The organism is Bowmanella pacifica (assembly GCF_014645355.1).
GTDB lineage: Bacteria > Pseudomonadota > Gammaproteobacteria > Enterobacterales > Alteromonadaceae > Bowmanella > Bowmanella pacifica.
In genome coordinates this window covers 34,434-59,293 of record NZ_BMLS01000002.1, presented here as the reverse complement: position 1 = coordinate 59,293, position 24,860 = coordinate 34,434, and the positions used below count along the sequence as shown (strand labels likewise).

The following is a 24,860-nucleotide window of genomic DNA, read 5'->3' as shown; positions in this document are numbered from 1 at the left end:
TTCAAGAAAAAGTGTGGAATTAAACTTATGGAAACTCTAAAGAACGCTGGGCTTTGTTTGACTTTATTGACAATGAGTATCTCTTCGGCCTTGGGACAAGAGAGTACTTCCCCCGAACGTCAGGGAAGTCAATCTGAAACTGGTGAAATTGAATCGATACAGGTTACGGCTCGAAAACGCGTAGAATCTGTTCTCGACATTCCCGAATCTATATCCGCTTTAAATGCTGAAGAGCTTGAGCGAGGTGCGATAGTCTCTCTTGATGACTTAGGCATGGCTGTCGGAAACTTAAATCTTGCAACACGTACAGACGGAAACCCAAACGTTACCATTCGGGGTGTCGGATCTTTTGGTAATACTCAAGGTGTTGGTTTCTATCTAGACGATGTGCAGTTATTTACGGATGCCTCCGCCCGTTTAGGCGACTTGCAACGAGTAGAAGTACTAAAGGGCCCTCAGGGCACGCTGTATGGCGGCAGTAGTATCGGCGGAGCAGTGCGCTTTGTCTCCATGCGACCTGAAGCCGATGAGTTTTTTGGTCGTGTTAAGGCTGTTGTTGGCCAGCAGTCCACGAGAGATCTTGAAGCATCGTTTAATATTCCCTTAAGTGACAATGGTTGGGCCGCACGCGTTTTTGGCTACAGTGCGTCAAACGATGGTTATCTGATCAATACAAATCCTGCGCGCATTAATGGCGGTATTGGCTCCAACGATGCCGATATAGGTAGTTACAACGAAGAAGGATTTAAACTCGCAATTGCAGGAACTATCAGTGACAATTTTTCGGCATATGCCACACTCCGTTGGAATGATTTAGATTCTCCTAACAACCCTTGGGCGATTGAGGAAGATAATCAATTCTCCTACAACAATGAGCGAAACTTTTCTTTCAACCCTCGCGTATTAAGAGAAACCATCGCAGCAACCGCAGAGTTTGAATTAGAACTGGATTCGATGTTTATGACAGCGATATCTGGTTACACTGATACTGACTTCAACGAAGGATCAGATCTAGATGCAACCCAAGAGTTTGTATTCGATTTTGATCGCGGTATTCAATCGGAAATTTTTTCTCAAGAGGTTCGTTTCACGTCCAAAAATGACGGTCCGACTCAGTGGCAGGCCGGCTTGTATTACCTTTCGTTTGAACGGGATACACAAAGCGATTTAATTGCTCATGGCAGTGGGAACGCGGTCATTGGGTATGCTTTAGCCGGCGGCCCCCCACCGACTGCAGCTGAAGAAAGTATCTCGGCGGACGTACCATTAGTCGGCTTAGACGTTAAACGCCAGCAATACGCAACTTTCGTTACGGGTAGCCATGAGATAGGTAATTTTGTTGTCGACTTGGGCGCGCGCTTTGAACGCTGGGATATTAAAGGGAATAATACATTAACCGCAATTGCTGGAGACACTGGTAACACTGAGTTTCTGCCGAAAGCTTCATTGTCTTACAAGCTTAGCGACAACGGATCCAATATTTACATCACCGCCTCAAAAGGGTTCGAACCAGGTGGACTTAACCCTGCAAATTTCACTGGAAAGTCTGAACTTTTCTCATTTGGATCAGAGAAAACCACCAATTTGGAAGTCGGATATAAGGGGCGGCTTCTAGACAATAGAATGACAATTGCTACCGCACTTTTTTACATCGATTATTCAGGCCGACAATTTGAATTAACAAGAACTGATCCTTCGGGGAATCCTATTGAAGGGATCCTGAATGCGGGCAAGTCGACTCAATATGGCTGGGAAGCCGAGCTGAGTTACTCTATCAGTGACCATTTAATTGTCGGTCTGTCTGCTGGGTTAGTCGAAGCAGAATGGGACGAGGGGACTTTGCTTGATGATGGAACCGATTTGAGTGGGTTGACGCCCCCATATATCAACAAGTCAACAGCAGCATTAACACTAGATTACAATAAACCCATTTCCGAAGAATGGGAGTTTTTTAGCAGACTACAGGCCAGCTATAAAGGGGAGTTTGAAGCTGACTTATTTGGTCGATATCAAAACCCCTCTTACTCTCTATTCAACCTTGGTTTTGGCGTTGCTAAGGAGAATGTGGAACTCGCCATTGAGGTAGAGAACCTGTTCGACAAACAGTATTACAGCGACGTGTCCGTATTTCCAAACTTTAATTTCTTCATTCCACTTGATTCCGTGGTAATTGGGACACTTGCCCAACCTAGACTGATAACAGCTAGAGCAACAATTCGTTTCTAGGACAAAGGTTGCTGTGCAGACAGAACTTGGTGTGATTATTAAATATTTAAGCGCCCCAATCTTGGTATAAAAATGCACAGCGAATGAAAGGCAATGCGCAGTACGAACGGTTATGATGTGTATAAAAGGTTAAAAATGACTAAGAATTTTGAGGCTTTTGGTGTAGGCCTAAACGCACCCGCTTATTCAGATAACAAATGGGTTTCGCCTTTCAATTGGTGGCCAGAAGTTAGGCGGCAAATGCATACCGCAGACAAAATCAGACTTCATGATGTAACGCTTCGGGATGGGGAACAGACTGCCCGAATTGCTTTCACCCCCGAGGAAAAATTATATATCGCGCAAGAGCTCGATAAATTGGGTGTTGCTTCTATTGAATCTGGGTTGCCAGCGACTCCCGAAGACATCGAAGTCATAAAGACGCTTTCGAGTATGTCATTAAAAGCCAAAATTGTTCCGCTGGTGCGGATCATGGAAAGTGATGTCAAGGCAGCCATTGATGCAAAAGCTGATGGTATGTTACTTGAGTTTGGGATAAACCCACACATCATGAAATACGTTTATAAAAAAGACCCAAAGTCGCTAGTTCAGGAAATCAAGGAGTACGCGAAAGAAGCAAAACGCAATGGTATGTATGTAGAGTTTATGGGATGGGATGCATTTCGGTGTGATGATGTTGGCTTTTTACAGGATTTCTTTACTGATCTTGCCGATAGTGAAGACATTGACAGAATCACTGTCGCCGATACTTTTGGCATGGGTCACCCCCTCGCCACGTACGAATTTATGCGACGCCTCATTCAATGGACTAAAAAGCCCACTGGGTTTCATATCCACAATGACTACGGTATGGCGGCAGCCAACTCCCTAATGGCAGTCTCCGCTGGAGCTGATACTGTGCATACCTCCGTAAATGGTTTAGGGGAAAGAGCCGGAAATGTTGCCACTGAAGAAATGGCATTGATCTTTCAGCATCTACTCGAATTGGATGCAGGGATCCAGCTGGATAAGTTAAAAATGGTTTCGGACTTAGTCGCTGAGGTTTCAAAAGCAAAACTAGCAAAGAATAAACCGGTAGTTGGAGACGGACTATTTGAAGTGGAGTCAGGTATTGTAGTACACGCGCTGGAGTCTCTAAAAGGCACCCCGCTTGAAGATGCAATATTACCATTCCAGCCCTCAACAGTTGGACATGAACCTTTTCAGGTGGTCTTTGGACGAGGCACGGGAATGCATTCGGTCCGTAAGTTACTCAAATCCAGAAACATATCAGCCAGTGATGAGCAAGTCGCAGAATTGCAGCATAGAATAAAAGCTGCAGGTCTGATATTCAAAAATGGCCTCCCAAGAGCAATGATTGACAACCTAATCCTTGAAATTACAAAAAATTAAGAGAAAAGGTTGTAAAAGCGAACTCGTTCGTTGAGGGGCAACATGCTATATTGAGCCTCAACGAACGATCAAAAAAGAACACTTTTGTGCATGTCAAAATCTAAAGCGCAACAAACGCAAGAAAAGATACTCAAAGTAGCAACGCACATATTTTCAGTGAAGGGATATGACGGTTTATCAACGAGAGAATTAGCCATTGCGGCCGGCGTAAATTTATCCGTTCCTTATTATCACTTTGGTTCAAAAGAAAAACTTTATGAAGCGTGTATTCAACGATTTATAAAAAAAATTGACAAAGTTCGTCGTGAAAATTTAGCCACCATCGATACCGATGGTGAGCACGATAAATATGATCGACTGGAAAAAATACTCATCGCATTCACCGAACCCCACTATCAGTTACTGACGGATGAAGAAGGTTACGACTATGCCAAATTAATCGCTCGGTGTGCTTTAGAACCGTTGGAAATATCAGTTGGTATACTTAACAAGTACTACCTTGATACACGGATCCTATACAGTAACGCGATTGCGAGAGTTTTAGAACACCCTGAAAGTGTTGATACAATCATCAGAGTATTTTCCTTTTTCGTTGAATATATGCTTGGCGCACCTATAGAAAAAGGCGTCATTAATAACTCAAACCGATTACTTACCGCCGATGAGGTAAGTGATATACAACGTCTTGTCGTAACGTTCGGCATTGGCGGCTTCAATACGGTAATTACAAAAGGAAGGCTTTAACCCGTTTTTGCTAACCATATATAATTAAAATTTAATATGCCTGTCTTGAGCCTACATTAAATGGCGAGCCATACTATTTTTAATAGACTGCACCATTATTTGAAAAGATGGCGTTGCCAAGATTAAAGACACTGCCTTGTTTGACTTAATTTCTGAGGGGCGGCGAGTCGTATAAGCGACGGCTTTCTACCTCAAGTCTTAGGTTGTATTGTGCTCAGAATTAATACCCTGAGAGCTTTTCTTAAGTGTAACGGAAGTAAAACCAAGAGCCCACTCGGAAGTGGGCTCTTGTATCAGCATTTTAAGAGAATATTTACTCGTCGACCTCAGCGTTGTGGTAGATGTCTTGCACATCATCACAGTCGTTCAGCATGTTCATAAATTTTTCAAACATAGCCACATCATCGCCACTTACCTTAGTGGTGGTTTGTGGTACGAAGGTGATTTCTTCGGTTTCAAATTCGATACCGTCAAAGGCTTCGCTTAGGGCCGTCTTCACTTTGTAGAACTCGGTATGCGGGGCAAACACCGTTACCATGCCGTCTTCCACTTCTATGTCGGTGACATCGGCATCAGCCATCATTAAAGCTTCCAATACCGGCTCATCGTCGTCCCCTTTAAAGGAGAAGATCGCCTGGTGATCAAACATATGCATCACCGCGCCGGGCGCACCGATTTTGGAGTTGGTTTTGGTAAAGCAGTTACGTACATCGGTAATAGTACGATTGTTGTTGTCGGTCAGACAGTCAACAATCACCATACAGTTACCAGGGCCGTAACCTTCGTAGCGTGCCGGGGTATAGTCTTCGCCGCCGGCACCCTTGGCTTTTTCGATCGCCTTGTCTACAACGTGAGCGGGTACCTGATCTTTCTTGGCTTTTTCCATCAGTCGCTTAAGAGCAACGTTGGTATCGGGGTCCGGGCCACCGTTTTTAGCAGCGACGTAAATTTCTTTACCGTATTTTGAATATACTTTGCTTTTGGCGGCCTGGGTTTTGGCCATGGCTACCTTGCGGACTTCAAACGCTCTACCCATGGGAATGCTCTCTCAATTGTTTAGTTCGTGGGATAACCCCATTCCATTAGCTACCTGGAATCTGGATAACCAATCGAATGGGCATCGAAGGGCTGGGATTTTAACGCTATACGGGGCGTTTTGACCAGTTTTTGCTGGGTATTGCCGCACTGTCAGGGTAGGCCGGCCCTATTACTACCCTTTGTTCGGTATTTTCGGGCGGCCATGCCACAGGCGGGCAGCCAGCAGGCCGCTGGCAAAGCCAAACAGATGGGCTTCCCATGAAATAAAGGGTTGGCTTGGCAATACCCCGAATACCATACCGCCGTATAGAAAGCCCACCGCCAGGGAAATGATCAGCTTGATGACCTGACGGCTATAAAAACCGGCCAGTACCAGAAAGCCAAACTGGCCGTAAACTAAGCCACTGGCCCCAATATGGTAGGCAAAGCGGCCAAATAGCCAGACCAGCATGCCGGTACTGAGGATGATAAACAGGCTGACCCATAAGGTACGTTTAAGCCCGTATTCCAGCATAAGCAGCCAGAAAATGGCCAAGGGCACAATATTGGACATAAAGTGCGCCAGGCTGCCATGCAGCCAAGGCATAAACAGAATGCCGGGCAGTGAGGTGACTTCTCGTGGCAGGATGCCAAGTTGATTTAATGCGCGGCCACTGAAGAAGTTGATAACCTCAACGATGGCAAAAGATGCCAATAACCATAATAAGACTTTCAACTGATTTTTAAGCATATATTCTTTTCCTCACGCCTCACGCCTCACGCCTCACGCCTCACGCCTCACACCTCACGCCTCACAATATAATATGCGGCAGATAACGCGACATATCCTGGGTAATGGCCTGGGTATCTTCGCGCACCGAGATTCCGGCGGCCTGGTCGTTAACCAGCCAGGATCCTACCAGCGTATGGTTGCCGGCAAAACGGGGCAGGGCATGCCAGGCTTGGTAGATAAAGCCTTCCTCACCATAGGGGCCTTGGCTTTCTAGAATAGGCTGTTGGTTTTCCAGCACACTGATATTGGCCCCTTCCCTTGAATACAGGGGCTTTTTCACCAGTTTGCCGCGGTAGTTAGTGGGCAGGCTATCCTCAAACCAGGCTGGCAACAGGTTGGGATGATCAGGGAATAACTGCCACAGCATGGGCAACAGCGCTTTATTGGATAAGATGGTTTTCCACATGGGTTCTATCCAATTTACCTCAGCCCCTGGAATATGCTCGGCAAAGTCTTCGCGCTGCATAAATTCCCAAGGATAAAGTTTAAACAGCGTGCTGATAGCATTGTCCTGCATATCGGTAAACAAGCCCGTGTCACTCAGACCTATTTGTTCGATAAACACAAAGTCATCTTTAAGACCGGCCTCGCGGGCGCAGTCCTGCAAATACTGCACTGTGCCTCTGTCTTCCACGGTATCTTCACAACAGGAAAAATGCATTTGATTGATTTGATAGTGTTGAGCTATTTCGGCAAAGCGTCTGACCAGCTTTTCTTGTAGTGAATTGAACTGATCGGCCCCCTTGCTGATATGGCCCTGATTAACCCTGTCTTCCAGCCACAGCCATTGCCAGAAGCCAGATTCATATAAGGAGGTTGGGGTATCGGCATTGTTTTCATACAGCTTGGCCGGGCCGTTGCCCTGATAAGCCAGATCCAATCGTGAATAGAGGCTAGGGTCACGGCGTTGCCAGGAGTCAGCTATTTGCTGCCAGAACGGCTCGGGGATGGCAAATTTTTTCAACCAACGCGCATCACGCACCACCACATCCACTACTTCCAGACACATCTGGTGCAGCGTTTCGGTGGGGCCTTCCAGCTCTTCTTCTATCTGGCGCAGGGTAAACTGGTAGTAAGCACTCTCATCCCAATAAGGCTCGCCGTACATAGTATGAAAGTAAAAACCAAACTCGGCCGCGGTTTTCTGCCAATGGGGGCGGGGAGTAATCGGCATTCTCAGCATTGACTAGTGCCTTTCTTTGCCGGGCTTATCTTTGCCAAGTTCAATAACGGTTTTTTCCTGGCCGATAAACTCAACCAGCACTTGTGTGACAAATACATCCTGCACCTTATTGGTCTTACCCCGACCACTTAGTTGCTGTAACAGCTTTACCTTTAACAGATCAACGCTGTTGTCACGAGCCAACTCGTTGGTTTTCATGGTCTTGAGAGTGGCAACCACGATTTCCTCGGCTTCCAGGCTGTCCAGCGTGTCCACATAGGTCTGCTCCCATACCAGATGAATCTTGGCTGTAAGCTGATAGTCAGTGTTGTTGGCCGGATTAACCCGGATGGTCGGCAGAGATTGGATCTGGCCAGCCAAAACGGGAAAGGTCAGCAGGCAGAGCAGAAAAAATTTTTTCATGTGACGTCCTGTATATGGCAAAAAACAAAACCGACCAACGAGCTAAAGGGGGAGCTTAGCCTCCCCAGCTTCTGCTACTGGATTTACCCCAATTGGATTTGGCCCTGACAGTACTACCAAAGCCACCCCGCTGTATGGTGCGATTCACCGCAGGCTTGGGTTTAAAGGCATCCTTATCGACTTTTAAGCGTCTGTCTTTGTAGTACCCGTAATCGTACCCGTCAGAGGTTGTCCAGCGATAACGATAAGGGGAATACGGCGAATAGGAGGTAAACAAGGGCTGTGAATGGTAACCGCGCGGTGACATCAGATTACCCAGCATAAAGCCAGCCATCATCGGCACAAAAAAAGACCCGCCTGAGCTTTGTATCTGCTGGCATTGCTGCTGACCAAAATCATATTCACAGTCTTTGGCATTGTTGTATTTGGGGGCGGTCCGGCTGGCTTCTGCCAGTGCATCCTGATAGGCGGTGGTACATTGCTCGGCAAACTCGGGGTTTTTATCAATACAATCGTTGGCCGAGGTGTAAACATCCGCATCCTGTCGATTACCGCCGCAAGCACTTAATAATACCGTCGCGATACCCACAGCCAGGGGCTTAGGGGCAAAGCCCTTGCGCATACTGGCCAGGTTTATGGTTGAGGAACGTTTTCTGTTCACTTGTGTCATCGCTGCCTCCTAGTAGGACATGCAAGCGGCGTTCAGTAAGCCGATGGCTACAGACATGGCGGCCAACATGACACCGGCCGAGATTTCGTTGTTGTTGATACGTTCAACAATCGAGGGCATAAAGGTAAAGCGCAGCAGGGCAAAGGCCAAAAGCTGAGCAATCAGGGCCACGGCGCCCCAAATAGCAAAGTCAATCAGTGACACCGCATTGGTTGCGGCGCCAGCCAGAGCCAAACTAAAACCCACCACAGCGCCGCCAAAGCCTACTGCGGCAGCGATGCTTTTTTCTTCCTTCACCAGCTTCCACTCGTCGTGGGGGGTAACAAAGGCGTAGAGGATCTTAAATACAAACAACAATAAAATTGATACAGCGAAATACAGGGCAAAGTTGCCCAGTCCGGCCAATGACTGGCTAATCATGTCCATTAGTTATTCCTTCTTTATGATGTTTGTTGCCATGCTAAAGCATGGGCTGTTCGATTGATACCCAAGAGGTTGTAGCCACTAGCCATTGATGCGAATATCTGCCGGCTGCAGGTTAAACCCTGTGCTGATCACCAGGCAGCGATCGGTACGATTATCAATGATCTTCTCTTCGCCGCAAACCAACAGGGCCTCTACATCATCCTGACCTACCGGGCGCTCGTACAGCATCACAAACTGGTCGGTCTCGCTGACATCGCCGTCTTCTTCATAGGTTTTCTCTGTCATGGCCACAGGTGGCGACTGGTCGCCTACCGCATCCCAGACCCGATGAAAATCCTGCCCTTCCAGTGCATAGCTGGGCTGGGATATTTCGCTGTTGATAAGCTGTTGCCACTGGTTCTCTGAACCCACGGTTTTGGTCTCGTAGAAATACCAGAGTTTCACATCAGTGATATGTTGCTCGGTATCGCCGCCGTCCAGCACTACTTGCAAAAAGGCGTCGTCGTCGGTGTAAAAGCGCAGGATCTTACCGCCGGTATCCAACACCACTTCGCCAACGGCTTGAATCAGGTGAGTACGTGCCGCGCCTTCAATCGTTAGCTCGGGTTCCAGCAAGCGCAGGCGAAGATCATCTAACTGAAATGAGCCGCCCAGATACAGCCCCATGATTTCTGGTGCTTTGGGCCCCTTGATTGGCTCTTTTTTGGCGAACCACTTACTGAACATGCAATGTCTCCCAGTCAATCTGACGAATACGGTTAACGGCGATGTAATAGAGTTTATCACCGGCACTTAATTGCTTCTGTAACGGAGGATTAAGTTCTATGCGCTTATCTTTGTCGGCCAGCCCAATCAGGGTGGCGTCGTGTTTTTCTTTCAGGGCACGAAAGACTTCACCAACGGACAGGGGCTTAGCAAGCACAGGCAGAGTGACCGAATACTGCGCCTGGCCTTCCTGCACACTGAGTAAATCATGGTGTAACGCGCTGGAGCCGGGATCAAAGGCTGATTTGGCCAGCATTTCCACCGCCACGCTGGGGGTGCATTCCACATTCGGACAATGGGTTTGCAGCAAACGAGCCAGGCTTTCGTCATGAAAGTAGGCCAGAATATGGCTGTCAGGATTGCGCTGATTGGCGTATAGCGCGGTGGTCATGGTGATATCGTCATGTTCGTTATCAATAATAATCACCGCAGCCTGGCTGATGCAGGCCTTGTTCATATCCGCGTCCTGATTGAATGATTCCACGCGCACGAACTCAATGTGGTCTGGCATGGGATTGTCTATTTCTGCCTTTACGCACAGCACAATACTTTGCTGCTCTGCGGTGTGCTGGCGTTCACGCAGCAATAAATTCAGCAGATGCAGAGTACGCTGGCCGTTCCAGCCCATGACCAAGATATGATTGTCTACATGCAGTTGTTTCAAACCTTTGACTCCTTTGAACCATTGGCTGGATACCCAAGCGGCGGCGCGGCCGAGAATAAGGGCAAATAAGCTCAGCCCGACGGGAATGACAAACAGAGAGACTACATAGCGGCCGGCCTCACTGGCCGGTGACATATCGCCGTAGCCCACGGTAGAACTGGTGACCACCAGGAAGTACAAAAAGTCAGGCCATCGGGTGAGGGCCTGCTCGTCGGCCCAGGTCAGTAATAACCAACTGCTCAGGCCATACAAAAAAAACGCCAGTACAATACTGTACCAGCGCATATCCTGGAAATAGCGGGCGACCAGCTTGCGCAGTTTATAAAACGTCAAGCTTGTATCTCCCTAATTTACTTGCCGAGAATACGGCTCAGTTCGTCATCGGCGCTGCTCTTTCCACCTTTGATACCGGCAGCAGCCAACCGTGCTTCCAGATCGTCGGTAGACTCATTGCTGGCCAGTTCTTCGGCTGCTTCCAACTCGGCGCTACGCATGGTCTGGCGCTTTTGAATACGATCCAGGGATTCGGTGGCCGTTTTCATTTTGCTATTGGCACCCAGATGACGGGAGGATACCGCAACCTGCGCTTTTTGTACCGACTCAGTGGCCTTTACCATGTCCACCTGTTGTTCCAGACGGCGCAGATTGGCCTTGGCCTGGTTAATGTTGGCAGCCAGTTTCTGCTCAGAGGCTTTGAACTGATCCAAATAGCTTTGCTCTGTGTCCATATCACCACGCAGTTCAACCACTTTTTGGGCACAGTCCAGCGCCAGCTGGCGATCAGAGTCTGCGGCCTGACGGGCATGCTGCTCGTAGGTGTCAATGGATTGTTGCAGGCTGTCTACTTTCTGTTGTGACAGTTTGCACTTGGCCAGAATCTGCGTGCGGGCATGATCAGACTTGCGCAGTTCTTCTTTGGCTTCACGGATCTCTTGCTCAAGAATACGGATAGCCTGGCTGTCGGCAACCGACTCGGCGGCTTCGGTGACACCGCCTTTTACTGCAGTAATTAATTTTTTCCAAACAGACATAATCGGCTCCTGGTTACTTCAAATGATCCTGGTAGGCGTCAAGGAACGACGCCACGTTTTGGAACAGGGTTTCTACTTCAATCACAATACTTTCGGCTTTGGATTGCGAACTCAGCGCACCAAAAGCGGTGTAATACTCTTCACCCGCTACCTGTGAAATCCCCACTGTGGTGAGCGGGAACAGCATATGGGTCTTGAGAATCTCGTCGTTCAAGGCGGCTCGATCGCGGACTTCGGAAGAGCAGAACAATAAGGTCTCAACAATGATTTGCTCACCGCTGATGGCAAGCCAGGCATCGATGCCGTCGGAATTGGCGATCAACAGGCAATCCTCCTGTCTGGTCACCACCAGGTCATTATGCTGTGTCAGCAGCTTGTTAAGCTGATCAAGATCCCAGCTCATGGTTCACTCCTTCAGATTAAGGTAGTTGGGAAAGCAGTGACGGCCATTATGGCTGTCGTTTGTTGCCGCTAATCTTAAGCAAGCAGTTTCTTATTCGTCAAATTATTTTTTTCTCTTTTTGTATAAAATGATTTCTTGTTGTAAATTATACGTCACGTTTGATGGGGGTGATATGCAAAATCAAAGTGCCGACTGGCGACAACTGGTGCAAAGACTTATTAAGGCCGAAATGTCCAAGCGTGGCGTTAAATATCAAGACTTGAGTGACAGGCTGGCGCGCATTGGGGTTAATCAAAGCGCAGATAACCTGCGAAATAAAGTCAACAAAGGGATTCTGGGCGCCGACTTGTTGTTACAAATTATTACCGTGCTGAATGTGCGCCGTATTGAGCGGGACGATCTGTTGGATATTTTTGCGGATATGGGGATTCAACTACCTGAATAATTGGCAAGCGGAAGGGCCGTCTGGCGACCCTTCTTGACGATTTTTCAGGCTCTCGGGTTAGTTAACTTAGCGATCACCTTGGCCATACGGTTTTTCACTTCCAACAGCGTCTGATTATCCTCGGCGCAAGAGTCGGCGTGTACGCCATTGAGCTTGGCAATATCCAACAGTTCAGACAGATTGGACAGGGCGCGTTCGCTGATGGCGGCTTGTTGTTCCACTGAGCTGGTAATTTGATCGTTGAGCTGGGCAATCATGCCGACCGCGGTGGTTACTCCCTTCAGTTGCTCATTGGCGGCGTGTACCTTGTCGACGCTTTGACTGGTTTGCTCCTGACCTTGTTGAATTGCACTTACCGCACTGTTGGCACCTCGTTGCACATTGGCAATCATTTGCTGAATTTCTTCTGTGGATTGTTGGGTTCGGGCCGCCAGCGTGCGCACTTCATCGGCCACCACGGCAAAACCGCGCCCCTGTTCACCGGCGCGGGCCGCTTCGATGGCGGCATTCAGGGCTAGTAGATTAGTCTGCTCGGCGATGCCTTTTATGACGTCCAGTACTGAGCCTATTTTACGGGCGTCTTCATCCAGTTTGGTAATGACTGCAGCGGTATCCTGAATTTGGCTGGATGACGAGGTGATAGCCTCAATAGTTTGCTGCATGGCCTGAATACTGTCATCGGCTGATTGGTTGGCTTGTCTGGCAGCGTCCGCCGCTTTATGAGCATCTGCGGCAATGGTCTGGCCGGTATCCACCATACCCTGAACGGACTTTTGCACGCTGTTGGTGCCATGATTCTGTTCGGTGACACCCTGGCTGATTGCGCTGGCACTGTCCACCAGGCTGTGGCACACCTTATCCAAATCTTGCTGGGTGCTGTCCAGACCCTGGCAGATGTTCAGGGTGTTAGTACGTAATATTTCAATGGCTTTGGACATGCGGCCAATTTCATCTTCACTGTAGATATCTACCTGTTTGTCCAGCCGTCCATAACTGACATCACGTAAGTGGTTAATTAACGTGGTTAAGGGGCGTACGACCTTGGCATTCATAAACCAGGCGGTGAGCAGTCCAATCACCACAATAGCGATGAGAATACCCAGCGCGCTCATTTTGGCTGCCTGGGCTGCCGCTTTGCTAGTCTCGTTGCTGCGCTGAATAATATACTGATGTAGTTGTGCGCTAAGCTGCTCCAACTGTTCGGTGGGTTTTCGATCAATGCCGGCAACCGCCTGATCGCCCACTTTGTGATCTTGTCCCGCCTGCAAGTAAGCTTGTAATCCTTGCTGATAACGGCTTAATAGCTGCTGGTGGGTTTGCGTAAAGTCGCGCATGGTCTGTTTCAGGCTGTCATCAATGGGCAGCGCCAGATAGGTATCGCTGTCTTGCTTAATCTGCTTATGCAGCGCCATAAAATTGGCCCAGTACTTGTCACGTTTAGCCTGATCGTGACCCCGTAGTAAGACGTTTTTCCATTCCTGCACCTGGCGTTTGAAATTGAGGTTGATGTTGTCAGCTAAGCTGGTGGCGGTGACTTCCTGCTGTATAAGTTGGTCGTAACGCTTTACCTCGGACGCGAGCAAAGAAATACCGTACTCGGCCAGTAGTCCTATTAACAAGATACCCAGGCCCAAGAGTCCAAGGATTCTCGGACGTAATTTTTTAAATTGTGCAGGAAGCATTGTGACCTCTGACCGCCATTGCGTGATGGGAAGCTAAATTCAGTCTGCTAAGAGCATAAAAGGTTATCGTTATGATCTTCAATGTAAATATGCTGTTTTTCGGTTTTTACATCGGGTCAATCTGAATCCTTGCCTTGAACGCGTTAAAGGGTGGGATTTTGTGCCACTTACCCCTAAAATATGCGCCCCCGACCTAAAGGCCGATAGTATGAAAGTATCAGATTTCCATTTTGACCTGCCCGATGAACTTATTGCCCGTTATCCAAAGACGGAGCGCACTGCCAGTCGCTTATTGCATTTAAATGGTCAGGATGGAGAGATTCAGCATCTGCAGTTTCCTGATCTGTTGTCTCTGCTCGAAGCCGGCGATTTGTTAGTCTTCAATAACACTCGGGTGATACCTGCTCGTTTGCTGGGACAAAAAGAGAGTGGCGGCAAGGTGGAAGTACTGGTGGAGCGTATTTTAGACGAACACCGTGTGTTGGCCCATGTGCGTGCCAATAAAGCCCCCAAGCCGGGTAACGTGTTGGTACTGGAAGAGAAAGTACGCGCCGAGATGACAGCGCGCCATGACAGCCTGTTTGAGCTGACGTTCCTGCATGATGAATCTGTACTGAGTCTATTGGAGCAACATGGTCATATGCCGTTGCCTCCTTATATCGACAGGCCCGATGAAGCCTCAGATAAAGAGCGCTATCAAACCGTATATAACCAAAAGCCGGGGGCGGTGGCGGCACCTACCGCGGGACTGCACTTTGATGACAAGCTCCTGCAGGCGCTGGCGGATAAGGGCGTCAATACAGCCTTTGTTACCTTGCATGTGGGGGCAGGGACCTTTCAGCCGGTGCGGGTGGATAATATCCTCGACCATCAAATGCATTCCGAGTATGCGGAAGTACCGCAGGACGTGGTGGACGCCGTACTGGCCACCAAAGCGGCCGGCAAACGCGTCGTGGCGGTGGGCACTACTTCGGTGCGTTCTCTTGAGTCTGCGGCAAAAGCGGCATTGAAAGCCGGTACGCCCTTACAGCCATTTTTCAGTGATACCGATATCTTTATTTATCCGGGGTATCAGTTTGAGCTAGTGGATGCCATGGTGACTAACTTCCATCTACCCGAGTCGACACTGATTATGTTGGTCAGTGCCTTTGCCGGTAAGGCCCATGTGATGAACGCCTATCAGCAGGCCATTGCGCAGGGCTATCGCTTTTTTAGCTATGGTGATGCGATGTTTATCAATAAGGCCGTTTAATGCCGCCAGTTAGAGAGACATGGCAGAAAAGGGTTACGCGCTTAGTCAGATCCCTTATAATCGCCGGTTAAGTTTGCCCGCGTTTGAGGGCGCAATAGATCGGCTTCGGACTGTTTTCCGATTCGCCGTAGAGGATAACGATGAAATTTGAACTGTTGACGACCGACGGCAAGGCCCGTCGTGGCCGCCTGGTGTTTGACCGCGGCGTGGTAGAAACCCCGGCTTTTATGCCAGTGGGCACTTATGGCACCGTGAAGGGCATGACCCCAGAAGAGTTGGAAGCCACTGGGGCGCAAATCTGTTTGGGTAACACCTTTCACCTGATGCTGCGTCCCGGTACGGAAATCATGAAGTTGCACGGCGATTTGCATGATTTTATGCATTGGCAAAAGCCTATCTTGACCGACTCGGGTGGCTTCCAGGTATTCAGCCTGGGCGATCTACGTAAGATCAGTGAAGAAGGCGTGACCTTCCGTTCACCCATCAATGGTGAAAAGATTTTGCTGACCCCGGAAAAGTCTATGCAGGTACAGCGTGATTTAGGCTCAGACATTGTCATGATCTTTGATGAATGTACGCCTTACCCTGCTACTTATGAGCAGGCGCGCACCTCGATGGAGCTGTCGCTTCGCTGGGCTGAGCGCAGCAAGCAAGAGCATGGTGACAATCCGTCGGCGCTGTTTGGTATTGTGCAAGGCGGGATGTACGAAGACCTGCGCGAAGTGTCCTTAAAAGGTCTAGAACGCATTGGTTTTGACGGCTATGCCATTGGTGGTTTGTCTGTGGGTGAACCCAAAGAAGACATGATCCGTATTCTGGACTCCACTGCGCATAAGATCCCGGCCGACAAGCCCCGTTATCTGATGGGCGTAGGTAAGCCTGAAGATATCGTTGAGGCGGTACGCCGCGGCATCGATATGTTTGACTGCGTTATGCCAACCCGAAATGCCAGAAACGGTCATCTGTTTGTCACCGAAGGTGTGATTAAGATCCGCAATTCCAGGCACAAGACCGACACCGGTCCGCTGGACGAAAAATGTGATTGTTACACTTGTAAAAATTATTCACGGTCATATCTACACCATCTCGATAAGTGCAACGAGATCCTCGGTGCACAGCTGAATACCATTCACAATTTGCGCTATTATCAGCGCGTGATGGAAGGGCTACGAGCTGCCATTGAGACTGGCACGCTGGATGAATTTGTTGCCGAGTTTTATGCCCAAAAAGGCATGCCGGTACCTGAGTTAAGTTAGTTGGCTGGTGGGGTAGGATGCTCCACCATCTTTAATCTGCGGATTAAAGATGCAAGCAAAGAAAACCGCGCTTTTTTATAAAGCAATGTTGCCTTGGGGCAGGACGCTTACAGGCAAATATAAAAACAAAATTAGGGGAAGTTTATGAGCTTATTTATTTCTAACGCATACGCGCAGGAAGCAGCCGTTGGCCAGCAAGGCGGTGGTTTCGAGATGATCATCATGCTGGGCGTATTCGGTTTGATCTTCTATTTCATGCTGTACCGCCCACAGGCTAAGCGTGTTAAAGAGCACAAAAACCTGATTTCCTCTCTGGGTAAAGGTGACGAGGTGCTGACACAAGGTGGTTTGGTTGGTCGTATCACTAAAGTGGGCGACGACAAGGACTTTATCGAAATTGCCCTGAATGACACCACTAATATCGTGGTACAGAAGGCGTCGGTATCGGCGGTACTTCCCAAAGGTACGATGAAAAACATCTGACAATAATGAAGAGGCGACCAGTTCGCCTCTTTAATTTTTGCTGAGTATTGAAGGATAAGTTCGTGTTAAACAAATACCCGATGTGGAAGTACCTGATGGTGATCTTAGTGGTCGCTGTCTGTGCACTTTACGCCTCGCCCAATTTATACGGCGAAGATTATGCGGTGCAGGTTTCCGCTAGCCGTAATGCCGAGGTGGATACCCGCCTGTTTGAACAGGTAAAAAGTGATTTACAGCAAGCTGGCGTCGACATTAAGAGTATCGCGCTGGAAGAAGGGCATCTGTTGATCCGTTTAAAAAGCGGTGATGACCAACTGCTGGTGAAAGAGCAATTGGAAGCCAGTTTGGGTAACAATTATGTGGTGGCGTTAAACCTGGCCCCCGCCACACCCGATTGGTTAGATGGCATAGGCGCCAGCCCCATGAAGCTGGGTCTGGATTTGCGTGGTGGTGTGCACTTCCTGATGGAAGTGGATATGAAAGCCGCAATCACGCGCTCCATCGAACAGATGGAAGATGATTTCCGCAACAGCCTGCGCGAAGAAAAGCTGCGTTATCGTCGTGTTGAGCAAAAGTCTGACCGCGTTGATGTACAGTTCCGCGATCAGGAAACCCTGGACCAAGCGATTAATTTCCTGGAGAAAAATAACCCAGGCATTCTGTTTAAAGACGAAGGCGAGCTGTTGATGACCGCCACGTTATCTGAGCTGCGTCTGAAGGAAATTCGCGAGTACGCGCTGAAACAGAACATCACCATCATGCGTAATCGTGTTAACCAGTTGGGTGTGGCTGAGCCAGTTATCCAGCGTCAGGGTTCTGATCGTATTGTGGTGCAGTTGCCTGGTATCCAGGATACCGCTCGCGCCAAAGAAATTCTGAATGCCACCGCTACCTTGCAGTTCCGTATGGTGGATATCGAGCACGATGTGCGAGATGCGGTAGAAGGTCGTGTGCCGCCAGGCGCGCAGTTGCTGATGGACCGTAAAGGCCAGCCGCAGTTGCTGGACAAGCGTATTATGCTGACCGGCGATCATATTGTTGATGCTAGCAGCAGCTTCGATGAGTACGGGCGTCCTCAGGTTAATATCAAGCTCGACTCCGAAGGCGGCAATAAGATGTCCCGTGGTACCAAGGATAATATCGGTAAGCCGATGGCTACGGTATTTATTGAGTACAAGCCTACCAGCGAGAAAGACAAAGACGGCAAGATCGTATTTGAGAAACACGAAGAAGTGATTAACGTTGCCACTATTCAGGCGCGCTTGGGTAATAGCTTCCGTATTACCGGTATTGACTCGCCTGCTGAAGCGCAAAATCTGTCTTTATTGTTGCGTGCCGGTGCGTTGGTTGCTCCCATCTCTATCGTTGAAGAACGTACAGTGGGGCCAAGCCTGGGACAGGAAAATATTGAACTGGGCATGCAGGCCATTTTCTGGGGCCTGGTACTGATTCTGGCCTTTATGCCTATTTACTATCGTAAGTTTGGTTTAGTGGCCAATACCGCCTTGTTGGTTAACCTGGTGATGATTATTGGCGTGATGTCCATGATCCCCGGCGCGACCTTAACCTTGCCCGGTATGGCAGGTATCGTACTGACAGTGGGTATGGCGGTGGATGCTAACGTACTGATCTTTGAGCGTATTCGTGAAGAGCTTCGTGATGGTCGCAGCCCGCAGCAAGCCATTCATCATGGTTACGATAGTGCCTTGTCTACCATTGCGGATGCCAATATCACCACTTTGATTGCCGCGGTCATTCTGTTCGCCGTAGGTACCGGCCCGGTGAAAGGTTTCTCCATCACCCTGGCTATCGGTATTCTGACGTCTATGTTCACTGCGATTGTGGGCACGCGCGCCATTGTTAATGCGGTTTGGGGCGGTAAGCGTCTCAACAACCTGTCCATTTAAGGGAGATAAAGATGAGAATTTTTGATTTCGATAAAGAAGTCCGCTTTATGTCCCTGCGCTGGCCGGCGATGATTTTTTCTACCTTGTTGATTCTTGGCTCTATCGTGTCACTGGTGGTGAATCAGTTGAACTGGGGGTTGGACTTTACTGGTGGTACGGTCATTGAAGTAGGCTATCAGCAGCCAGCCAAGTTGGAGCAGGTACGAAAGCAGTTGAACGAAGTGGGCTTTGGCGATGCCGTGGTACAGCACTTTGGCAGCTCTGAAGACGTGCTAATCCGTTTGGCACCCCGTGAAGGCGTGAAATCAGATACCCTGGGCGATCAGGTGATGACTGCCTTGCGTGCCAGCGGTGAGCAAGTGGATATGCGTCGTATCGAATTTGTGGGGCCGCAGGTGGGTGAAGAGTTAACAGAGCAGGGTGGTTTGGCCATGCTGGTTGCCTTAATCTGTATCCTGTTGTACGTGGCCATGCGTTTTGAATGGCGCTTTGGTCTTGGCTCTGTTGCCGCGCTCGCCCACGATGTGATCATTACCTTAGGTCTGTTCTCGGTTTTACAGCTCGAGTTTGATTTGACGGTACTGGCGGCTGTGCTGGCGGTGATTGGTTACTCGCTGAACGATACTATCGTGGTGATGGACCGAATCCGCGAAAACTTCCGTAAGCTGCGTAAGGGTGAGCCGGAGGAAATTATTAATGTTTCCCTGACCCAAACCATGAGTCGTACCATCATTACTTCAGGTACCACCTTGCTGGTGTTGCTGGCGCTGTTCTTCAAAGGCGGTGCGCTGATCCATGGTTTTGCCACAGCGTTACTATTTGGTATTTTTATCGGTACTTATTCATCAATCTACATCGCCAGTTCGGTGGCCTTGATGTTAGGTATCAGTAAGGAAGACCTGATGCCCACAGAAGTTGAGAAAGAAGGCGCGGATCTCGATCCGCTGCCCTAATTAATGTAACCCGGCCCACCCAGGGCCGGGCTATTTCACTGTTGTGAAATAGCCCTCCTTGCGTTAGCTTCTTATTACAAGTAGCTATTTTTTGCCAAGTATGGCGAATTCATGAAAATACCTTATTTGCTGATTGGATTAGGCTTTTCTGCAAATCTTGCTGCCCAGCAAGGTAATCAGGATGGGCTCTTTGCTTTGTCTTTTGAGCAGCTTCTCAACGTTGAGGTTCAAGCACCCGGTAAATTCAGTCAGCCGTTAGACAGTGCCCCTGGCGTGACCACAGTGATTAGTCGCAACGAGATCCAGGCCCTTGGCGCAACGTCCTTAATGGACGTGCTGGAGCGAGCGCCAGGTTTGTTGATGATGGGGTCATTCTTTTACCCGAATAACCTGGCGGTTATCCGTGGCTTACAGCTAACCCATTCCAATAACGAAGTGTTGCTGCTGATAAACGGTCGGCCTGTACGTGATAGTTTTACCGGCGGTGAGAACTTCGCTTTCTATACGGCGTTTCCGGTAAACAGTTTGGAGCGCATTGAAATTGTTCGTGGACCAGGCTCTGTGTTGTACGGCAGCAATGCCTTTGCCGGTGTTATTAACCTGGTCACTCAAGCGCCGGAATCGCAAGGCAGAGTAAAAGCGGCAGCGGGTAATCTGGGTAGCCAGGAGCTACAGGTTCAAGATGCGGTATTGGGGGAAGACGGTTTTGTGCAGTGGTCTGCGCGTTTTTATCAGGATGATGGTTGGCGTTTTGACGCGTTGGATAATAACGGCAACCCCGGACACTTTGAGGCTAGCCAGCAGAATCATGCTTTGATGGTGCGAGGCGAGTGGCACGACTGGCGCTTGAACGCGATGAACCTTGTCAGTGAGCAAGGTTTCTGGGGCAGTGTGTCCAATTGGCAGGGGCCAGCGCAGGATTCCCGCCAGGTTCGCTCCAGGCGTTCTCTGCTTGAACTGGGGCGCAGTTGGCACCTAACCACGCAACTGCGTCTGGACACCGACCTTAGTTACAATGCGTCGCGCTTTAGCCATTACAACTACAATGCCAACTCAGACAATCTGTTATTCGAAGCGCTGCTTGATTATGACCTGCTGGAACAGGGGCGATGGCTGCTGGGCGGCACGGCCTGGCGGCAAAGAGTCAGTACCGAGCCTGGCTTGGCTGACGCGCCTATCCCTACTTTTTCACGTACCTGGTACAGCCTGTACAGCCAGTACCAGACCGCCTCGGACGGTGCTCTGAACTGGAGTTTTGGTGCCCAGTACAACAAAGTGCCCGATGTTGATGCCAATTATGAATTACGTGCCGGTTTGGTTTATCGCCTGAATGAACACAGTGGCGTTAAGTTAGATTACGGTGGTGCTTTTCGCGCCGCCTATGGGGTGGAGACCCATTTTAACCTCATTGTTTGTTGCGACCAGCAGGGTAACAACACCGGCGGGTTGCGGGGCAATCCCCAGTTGGAACCCGAGCGAATCTCGACCATTAACCTGCAGTATTATCGCACCACAGAAAACAGCCGCCATGCGCTGACGTTGTTTCACAGTGATTTATCTCATTTGGTTTCGCGTTTACGCGCCAGTGATCGGGTTCTGGATTTTATCAACATGGGCAAGTTGTATAGCAAAGGGCTGGAGCTGGAAGGCAAGTGGCTGTTTGATGCTGGTCAGGTGAATTATTCATACAGTTATCAACATAACGAGTCTGACGGCATAAAGGATTACAGCCTGATGCCCAATCATATGCTTAAATGGGGCCTGATTTACACCTTGGCACAGGATTGGAAACTGGGGCTTCAGCACAGTTGGTTTAGTGCCTTTCATTCCAATCAAATTCGAAATTCCAATACCAAATTCTACAACCCGGAACCTAGCCCCTATCACTTAGTCAGCCTTAAGCTTTCGCATGACCTTCATTGGTGGCACCACCACGCTGAACTGGCATTGACGGTGAGTAATTTACTGGACGAAGAGGTCTACCAGCCCGAAATAGCCGGTCGTACGATAAACAGCCATCCCATGCGTAGTGGCCTAAGAGCGAATCTGGGATTAACCTTGAGTTGGTAAGAAAAAGGGGACCTAGATCCCCTTATGCATATTTGGATGTTTACGCTTTCAAGCTTTTCACTATGGACTGCACCACTTTCGGGCCGCCGCAGACTACGTTGCCGGTGCGCATTGGCTCGTGGCCGCCGTCAAAATCGGTTACCAGACCACCGGCTTCTTGTACCAGCAGCATACCGGCTGCCATATCCCAGGGCTTGAGGCCCTTTTCCCAAAAACCGTCGTAACGACCAGCAGCCACATAGGCCATATCCAGCGCGGCGGAGCCGCTACGACGTACATCGCCACACTGATCAAAAATCTGGTTGAAGCTGTTCAGGTACTGACCGAGGTTTTCTTTACGTTTAAAGGGGAAAGCGGTGGCCAGTACGGTACCGTTAAGGTCACGAGGCTTAGTACAACGCACGCGATAGCCATTTAGCTGGGCGCCTGAACCTTTAGTGGCGGTGAACAGCTCACCACGCAGGGGATCGAAAACCACGGCCTGATCCAGCTTGCCTTTGTGCAACAAGGCAATAGAAACGGCAAAGTGGGGAATACCTTTGATGAAATTGGTGGTGCCGTCTAATGGGTCGATAACCCATTTGAAATTTTCGTCGCCGTCTACAATACCACCTTCTTCCCCAACAAAGCTGTGCTCGGGGTAGGATTGCTTGATCTTGTGGATAATGGTTTGTTCGGCTTCTTTATCTATGCGGGTGACGAAGTCATTCTCACCTTTAGCTTCGGTCATCAGGTCGGCGCGGTTTTCATAACCACGGACAATAACGTTTCCGGCCGCGCGAGCTGCGCGCACGGCAATATTCAGCATTGCATGCATAGAGTCACCACCAATTTTGAAAGAACAGAGTTGTGCTGGTTTCTGTCAGGCCTGAGCGGCTTGATGGAAAATTCACCAGCGTCAAAAGCGGCGCGCAGTCTACCAGACCAACAGAAAATTGCAAAGGCTATGTTATGATGCGCCGCAGTTTTGAATGAAGAGAATCCCTGAATGCAGAATATCCGAATCGTACTGGTTAACACCTCTCACACTGGCAATATCGGCTCTACCGCTCGTGCCATGAAAACTATGGGCCTGAAGGAGCTCTATCTGGTGGATCCGGTTAAAGCGCCTGACGGCCAGGCTAGCGCATTAGCTGCCGGGGCGACGGATATTCTGGCGAACTGTAAAATAGTCCCCACCTTAGAGGATGCGATTGCCGGCTGTGGCTTAGTGGTTGGTACCAGCGCGCGCTCCCGTACCTTACCTTGGCCCATGCTTGATCCCCGCGAATGTGGCGAGAAACTGGTAGTGGAGGCTGACAATTATCCGGTGGCCCTGGTTTTTGGACGGGAAAACAATGGCCTGGCCAATGAAGAGCTGCAGCAATGTCATTTCCATGTCTGCATTCCTGCTAATCCTGAATACAGCTCCCTTAACCTGGCTGCGGCGGTGCAAACCCTTTGCTACGAAATACGTATGGCACATCTGAACCGGGAAGCCCTGCCTGTGGTGGACAATGAATACCCGCTGGTTGAAGATTTGGAACGCTTTTATACTCACTTGGAACAAACCCTGACCGACACCAATTTTATTGTCGCGAATCACCCAGGCCAGGTGATGACTAAGCTACGCCGGCTGTTTAACCGCGCCCGCCCGGAAGCGCAAGAGTTGAATATTCTGCGCGGCATCCTGGCATCGATAGATAAGAAGTAATCATCTTAATTATTGGAAGCCTGCTATGTTCGAACGAATTAAAGAGGATATCCAAAGTGTTTTTCATCGGGACCCTGCGGCCCGTAACACCTTTGAAGTTCTGACCAATTATCCTGGTCTGCATGCCATTTGGTGGCATCGCCTCAGCCATAAACTGTGGCGGGCCGAGTGGAAGTGGCTAGCCCGTACCCTATCGACTATTGCGCGCTGGCTAACTGGCGTGGAAATTCATCCCGGCGCCACGCTGGGGAGACGGTTCTTTATTGATCATGGTATGGGGGTGGTGATTGGTGAAACCGCTGAGATAGGTGACGATGTGACGCTTTACCACGGTGTTACCTTAGGTGGTACCAGTTGGCAGGCAGGTAAGCGTCACCCCACATTGGAAGACGGGGTGGTGGTGGGTGCAGGTGCTAAGGTACTGGGACCCATTCGAATTGGCAAAGGGGCAAAAGTTGGCTCTAATTCTGTGGTGGTAAAAGATGTGCCCTCAGAAGCGACGGTGGTGGGGATCCCGGGGCGGATCGTTGCCGCTAAAGCCAGCGACGCCGAAACCAGCCACAGAGACAAGATAGCCAAAAAGTACGGCTTTGATGCCTATGCGGTTTCACCCGATAACCCTGATCCTGTGGCCAATGCCATTGGTCGTATGTTGGATCATGTGCACTTGCTTGACACGAAAGTGGAAGAGTTGTGTAAAGCGGTCAACGATGTAGGGGGGAATGTGTGCACTGATGCGCTTCCCAGCATTGAGTTAGAGGAATTTGACGAGTTGGCAAAAGGGGGCGCCAACAGCCCGGATTTAGGCGATTTTGACCCTAAGATTTAATTGAATACCTGACTAAAGTGAAGGGACTTATACTTTACTAAATTAGTCAGGTATGGCATGCTCTGAGGCCTGAAAAACTTAGGGTTTTGCTATGAAACTGACATCCAAAGGACGTTATGCGGTCACTGCCATGCTGGACGTAGCATTGCATTCTCAACGAGGTCCGGTGCCCTTGGCAGACATTTCAGAGCGTCAGGAAATTTCGCTTTCCTATCTGGAACAATTGTTTGCCCGCTTACGTCGCCACAAGCTGGTGTCTAGTGTGCGTGGACCTGGAGGCGGCTACAAGTTAGGCCGTGACGCCGACAGTATTTCTGTTGGTGAAGTGATCCATGCGGTGGATGAGTCAGTGGACGCCACTCGCTGCAGCGGTAAATCCGATTGCCAGGGTGGCGAGCGTTGCCTGACTCACAGCTTGTGGAGCGATCTCAGTGAACGTATTGCCTTGTTCCTGGATAGTATTACCCTGGGCGAGCTGATGGCCAAACATGATGTTCTGCAAGTGTCAGAACGCCAAGATAAGCATAAATCTCACCCTGATCTGAAAATAACCCTGCAAGTATAAGACGTTTCC

25 protein-coding genes are annotated in these 24,860 nt (G+C 49.4%); 13 read left to right on the top strand and 12 right to left on the bottom strand.

Annotated elements, in window-relative coordinates:
- The first annotated feature begins 27 nt into the window (after positions 1-27).
- The 3 genes from IEX02_RS06400 to IEX02_RS06390 all read left to right on the top strand — a co-directional run bounded on the left by IEX02_RS06400 (position 28) and on the right by IEX02_RS06390 (position 4,362).
- The gene (locus IEX02_RS06400; RefSeq protein WP_188692014.1) at positions 28-2,226 is read left to right on the top strand and encodes a TonB-dependent receptor; all 2,199 of its coding nucleotides are present in this window, start codon (positions 28-30) and stop codon (positions 2,224-2,226) included.
- A gap of 93 nt (positions 2,227-2,319) precedes the next feature.
- The gene (locus tag IEX02_RS06395) at positions 2,320-3,618 is read left to right on the top strand and encodes a LeuA family protein (RefSeq protein WP_188692012.1); all 1,299 of its coding nucleotides are present in this window, start codon (positions 2,320-2,322) and stop codon (positions 3,616-3,618) included.
- Between the two features lie 90 nt (positions 3,619-3,708).
- Positions 3,709-4,362, top strand: coding sequence for a TetR/AcrR family transcriptional regulator (locus IEX02_RS06390; protein ID WP_188692009.1), 654 nt, complete (start codon positions 3,709-3,711; stop codon positions 4,360-4,362).
- A gap of 313 nt (positions 4,363-4,675) precedes the next feature.
- On the opposite strand, the gene IEX02_RS06385 is transcribed toward IEX02_RS06390, so the two are convergent.
- From IEX02_RS06385 to IEX02_RS06340, 10 genes are all read right to left on the bottom strand, one after another.
- Positions 4,676-5,398 (bottom strand): YebC/PmpR family DNA-binding transcriptional regulator, encoded by a 723-nt coding sequence (locus tag IEX02_RS06385; protein ID WP_188692006.1) that lies wholly within the window; start codon positions 5,396-5,398, stop codon positions 4,676-4,678.
- Positions 5,399-5,572: 174 nt separating this feature from the next.
- Entirely contained in the window at positions 5,573-6,130 is a 558-nt protein-coding gene (locus IEX02_RS06380; protein ID WP_188692003.1) for a rhomboid family intramembrane serine protease, read from the bottom strand.
- Positions 6,131-6,191: 61 nt separating this feature from the next.
- On the bottom strand, positions 6,192-7,355 hold the full coding sequence (locus IEX02_RS06375) for a glutathionylspermidine synthase family protein (RefSeq protein WP_188692000.1): 1,164 nt from the start codon (positions 7,353-7,355) through the stop codon (positions 6,192-6,194).
- Positions 7,356-7,358: 3 nt separating this feature from the next.
- Positions 7,359-7,757, bottom strand: coding sequence for a hypothetical protein (locus tag IEX02_RS06370; protein ID WP_188691997.1), 399 nt, complete (start codon positions 7,755-7,757; stop codon positions 7,359-7,361).
- A gap of 55 nt (positions 7,758-7,812) precedes the next feature.
- On the bottom strand, positions 7,813-8,427 hold the full coding sequence (locus tag IEX02_RS06365; RefSeq protein ID WP_188691993.1) for a DUF1190 family protein: 615 nt from the start codon (positions 8,425-8,427) through the stop codon (positions 7,813-7,815).
- Between the two features lie 9 nt (positions 8,428-8,436).
- Entirely contained in the window at positions 8,437-8,853 is a 417-nt protein-coding gene (locus tag IEX02_RS06360; RefSeq protein WP_188691991.1) for a DUF350 domain-containing protein, read from the bottom strand.
- A 78-nt stretch (positions 8,854-8,931) separates the two neighbouring features.
- Positions 8,932-9,579 (bottom strand): YjfK family protein, encoded by a 648-nt coding sequence (locus IEX02_RS06355; protein WP_188691988.1) that lies wholly within the window; start codon positions 9,577-9,579, stop codon positions 8,932-8,934.
- On the bottom strand, positions 9,569-10,567 hold the full coding sequence (locus tag IEX02_RS06350) for a potassium channel family protein (protein ID WP_188694004.1): 999 nt from the start codon (positions 10,565-10,567) through the stop codon (positions 9,569-9,571). The genes IEX02_RS06355 and IEX02_RS06350 overlap by 11 nt, the downstream gene beginning before the upstream one ends.
- A 65-nt stretch (positions 10,568-10,632) precedes the next feature.
- Positions 10,633-11,313: a PspA/IM30 family protein gene (locus tag IEX02_RS06345; protein WP_188691987.1), complete on the bottom strand. Its 681-nt coding sequence runs from the start codon at positions 11,311-11,313 to the stop codon at positions 10,633-10,635.
- Positions 11,314-11,326: 13 nt separating this feature from the next.
- Positions 11,327-11,716, bottom strand: a complete 390-nt coding sequence (locus tag IEX02_RS06340; protein WP_188691984.1) for a YjfI family protein — start codon at positions 11,714-11,716, stop codon at positions 11,327-11,329.
- Between the two features lie 172 nt (positions 11,717-11,888).
- Between IEX02_RS06340 and IEX02_RS06335 the strand changes: the two genes are divergently transcribed.
- Positions 11,889-12,161 (top strand): DUF6471 domain-containing protein, encoded by a 273-nt coding sequence (locus IEX02_RS06335; protein ID WP_188691981.1) that lies wholly within the window; start codon positions 11,889-11,891, stop codon positions 12,159-12,161.
- Positions 12,162-12,205: 44 nt separating this feature from the next.
- Here IEX02_RS06335 and IEX02_RS06330 read toward each other — a convergent pair whose 3' ends face one another.
- Positions 12,206-13,780, bottom strand: a complete 1,575-nt coding sequence (locus tag IEX02_RS06330) for a methyl-accepting chemotaxis protein (protein WP_229702114.1) — start codon at positions 13,778-13,780, stop codon at positions 12,206-12,208.
- Positions 13,781-14,051: 271 nt separating this feature from the next.
- Here IEX02_RS06330 and queA point away from each other — a divergent pair, with 271 nt between their 5' ends.
- The 6 genes from queA to IEX02_RS20460 all read left to right on the top strand — a co-directional run bounded on the left by queA (position 14,052) and on the right by IEX02_RS20460 (position 21,764).
- On the top strand, positions 14,052-15,095 hold the full coding sequence (gene queA, locus IEX02_RS06325; RefSeq protein ID WP_188691976.1) for a tRNA preQ1(34) S-adenosylmethionine ribosyltransferase-isomerase QueA: 1,044 nt from the start codon (positions 14,052-14,054) through the stop codon (positions 15,093-15,095).
- Positions 15,096-15,235: 140 nt separating this feature from the next.
- Positions 15,236-16,351, top strand: a complete 1,116-nt coding sequence (tgt, locus tag IEX02_RS06320) for a tRNA guanosine(34) transglycosylase Tgt (RefSeq protein WP_188691973.1) — start codon at positions 15,236-15,238, stop codon at positions 16,349-16,351.
- Positions 16,352-16,495: 144 nt separating this feature from the next.
- Positions 16,496-16,834 carry a preprotein translocase subunit YajC gene (gene yajC / locus IEX02_RS06315; RefSeq protein ID WP_188691971.1) on the top strand — a complete coding sequence of 113 codons (339 nt, stop codon included), beginning with the start codon at positions 16,496-16,498 and terminating at the stop codon, positions 16,832-16,834.
- Positions 16,835-16,896: 62 nt separating this feature from the next.
- Positions 16,897-18,741, top strand: coding sequence for a protein translocase subunit SecD (secD, locus tag IEX02_RS06310; RefSeq protein ID WP_188691966.1), 1,845 nt, complete (start codon positions 16,897-16,899; stop codon positions 18,739-18,741).
- Between the two features lie 11 nt (positions 18,742-18,752).
- On the top strand, positions 18,753-19,694 hold the full coding sequence (secF, locus tag IEX02_RS06305) for a protein translocase subunit SecF (protein WP_188691964.1): 942 nt from the start codon (positions 18,753-18,755) through the stop codon (positions 19,692-19,694).
- Positions 19,695-19,805: 111 nt separating this feature from the next.
- Positions 19,806-21,764 carry a TonB-dependent receptor plug domain-containing protein gene (locus IEX02_RS20460; RefSeq protein ID WP_188691961.1) on the top strand — a complete coding sequence of 653 codons (1,959 nt, stop codon included), beginning with the start codon at positions 19,806-19,808 and terminating at the stop codon, positions 21,762-21,764.
- Positions 21,765-21,804: 40 nt separating this feature from the next.
- Here the strand turns inward: IEX02_RS20460 and suhB are convergent, their stop codons facing one another.
- The gene (gene suhB / locus IEX02_RS06295) at positions 21,805-22,581 is read right to left on the bottom strand and encodes an inositol-1-monophosphatase (protein WP_188691958.1); all 777 of its coding nucleotides are present in this window, start codon (positions 22,579-22,581) and stop codon (positions 21,805-21,807) included.
- A 171-nt stretch (positions 22,582-22,752) separates the two neighbouring features.
- On the opposite strand from suhB, the gene trmJ reads away from it, so the two are divergent.
- The 3 genes from trmJ (at position 22,753) to iscR (ending at position 24,851) form a co-directional block, all read left to right on the top strand.
- On the top strand, positions 22,753-23,457 hold the full coding sequence (trmJ, locus tag IEX02_RS06290) for a tRNA (cytosine(32)/uridine(32)-2'-O)-methyltransferase TrmJ (protein WP_188691955.1): 705 nt from the start codon (positions 22,753-22,755) through the stop codon (positions 23,455-23,457).
- Between the two features lie 25 nt (positions 23,458-23,482).
- Positions 23,483-24,286, top strand: a complete 804-nt coding sequence (gene cysE / locus IEX02_RS06285; RefSeq protein WP_188691952.1) for a serine O-acetyltransferase — start codon at positions 23,483-23,485, stop codon at positions 24,284-24,286.
- Between the two features lie 91 nt (positions 24,287-24,377).
- Positions 24,378-24,851, top strand: coding sequence for a Fe-S cluster assembly transcriptional regulator IscR (gene iscR / locus IEX02_RS06280; protein WP_188691949.1), 474 nt, complete (start codon positions 24,378-24,380; stop codon positions 24,849-24,851).
- Positions 24,852-24,860 lie beyond the last annotated feature (9 nt).

Bases quoted from the DNA above. Each gene is read 5' to 3' on its own strand.
- IEX02_RS06400 (WP_188692014.1), top strand. From the start codon at position 28: ATGGAAACTCTAAAGAACGCTGGGCTTTGTTTGACTTTATTGACAATG.
- IEX02_RS06375 (WP_188692000.1), bottom strand. From the start codon at position 7,355: ATGCTGAGAATGCCGATTACTCCCCGCCCCCATTGGCAGAAAACCGCG.
- IEX02_RS06395 (WP_188692012.1), top strand. From the start codon at position 2,320: ATGCGCAGTACGAACGGTTATGATGTGTATAAAAGGTTAAAAATGACT.
- yajC (WP_188691971.1), top strand. From the start codon at position 16,496: ATGAGCTTATTTATTTCTAACGCATACGCGCAGGAAGCAGCCGTTGGC.
- IEX02_RS06360 (WP_188691991.1), bottom strand. From the start codon at position 8,853: ATGGACATGATTAGCCAGTCATTGGCCGGACTGGGCAACTTTGCCCTG.
- iscR (WP_188691949.1), top strand. From the start codon at position 24,378: ATGAAACTGACATCCAAAGGACGTTATGCGGTCACTGCCATGCTGGAC.
- suhB (WP_188691958.1), bottom strand. From the start codon at position 22,581: ATGCATGCAATGCTGAATATTGCCGTGCGCGCAGCTCGCGCGGCCGGA.
- IEX02_RS06345 (WP_188691987.1), bottom strand. From the start codon at position 11,313: ATGTCTGTTTGGAAAAAATTAATTACTGCAGTAAAAGGCGGTGTCACC.
- tgt (WP_188691973.1), top strand. From the start codon at position 15,236: ATGAAATTTGAACTGTTGACGACCGACGGCAAGGCCCGTCGTGGCCGC.
- IEX02_RS06370 (WP_188691997.1), bottom strand. From the start codon at position 7,757: ATGAAAAAATTTTTTCTGCTCTGCCTGCTGACCTTTCCCGTTTTGGCT.
- IEX02_RS06385 (WP_188692006.1), bottom strand. From the start codon at position 5,398: ATGGGTAGAGCGTTTGAAGTCCGCAAGGTAGCCATGGCCAAAACCCAG.
- IEX02_RS06335 (WP_188691981.1), top strand. From the start codon at position 11,889: ATGCAAAATCAAAGTGCCGACTGGCGACAACTGGTGCAAAGACTTATT.
- IEX02_RS06350 (WP_188694004.1), bottom strand. From the start codon at position 10,567: ATGCGCTGGTACAGTATTGTACTGGCGTTTTTTTTGTATGGCCTGAGC.
- queA (WP_188691976.1), top strand. From the start codon at position 14,052: ATGAAAGTATCAGATTTCCATTTTGACCTGCCCGATGAACTTATTGCC.
- IEX02_RS06380 (WP_188692003.1), bottom strand. From the start codon at position 6,130: ATGCTTAAAAATCAGTTGAAAGTCTTATTATGGTTATTGGCATCTTTT.
- cysE (WP_188691952.1), top strand. From the start codon at position 23,483: ATGTTCGAACGAATTAAAGAGGATATCCAAAGTGTTTTTCATCGGGAC.
- IEX02_RS06365 (WP_188691993.1), bottom strand. From the start codon at position 8,427: ATGACACAAGTGAACAGAAAACGTTCCTCAACCATAAACCTGGCCAGT.
- trmJ (WP_188691955.1), top strand. From the start codon at position 22,753: ATGCAGAATATCCGAATCGTACTGGTTAACACCTCTCACACTGGCAAT.
- secF (WP_188691964.1), top strand. From the start codon at position 18,753: ATGAGAATTTTTGATTTCGATAAAGAAGTCCGCTTTATGTCCCTGCGC.
- IEX02_RS06355 (WP_188691988.1), bottom strand. From the start codon at position 9,579: ATGTTCAGTAAGTGGTTCGCCAAAAAAGAGCCAATCAAGGGGCCCAAA.
- IEX02_RS20460 (WP_188691961.1), top strand. From the start codon at position 19,806: ATGAAAATACCTTATTTGCTGATTGGATTAGGCTTTTCTGCAAATCTT.
- IEX02_RS06340 (WP_188691984.1), bottom strand. From the start codon at position 11,716: ATGAGCTGGGATCTTGATCAGCTTAACAAGCTGCTGACACAGCATAAT.
- IEX02_RS06390 (WP_188692009.1), top strand. From the start codon at position 3,709: ATGTCAAAATCTAAAGCGCAACAAACGCAAGAAAAGATACTCAAAGTA.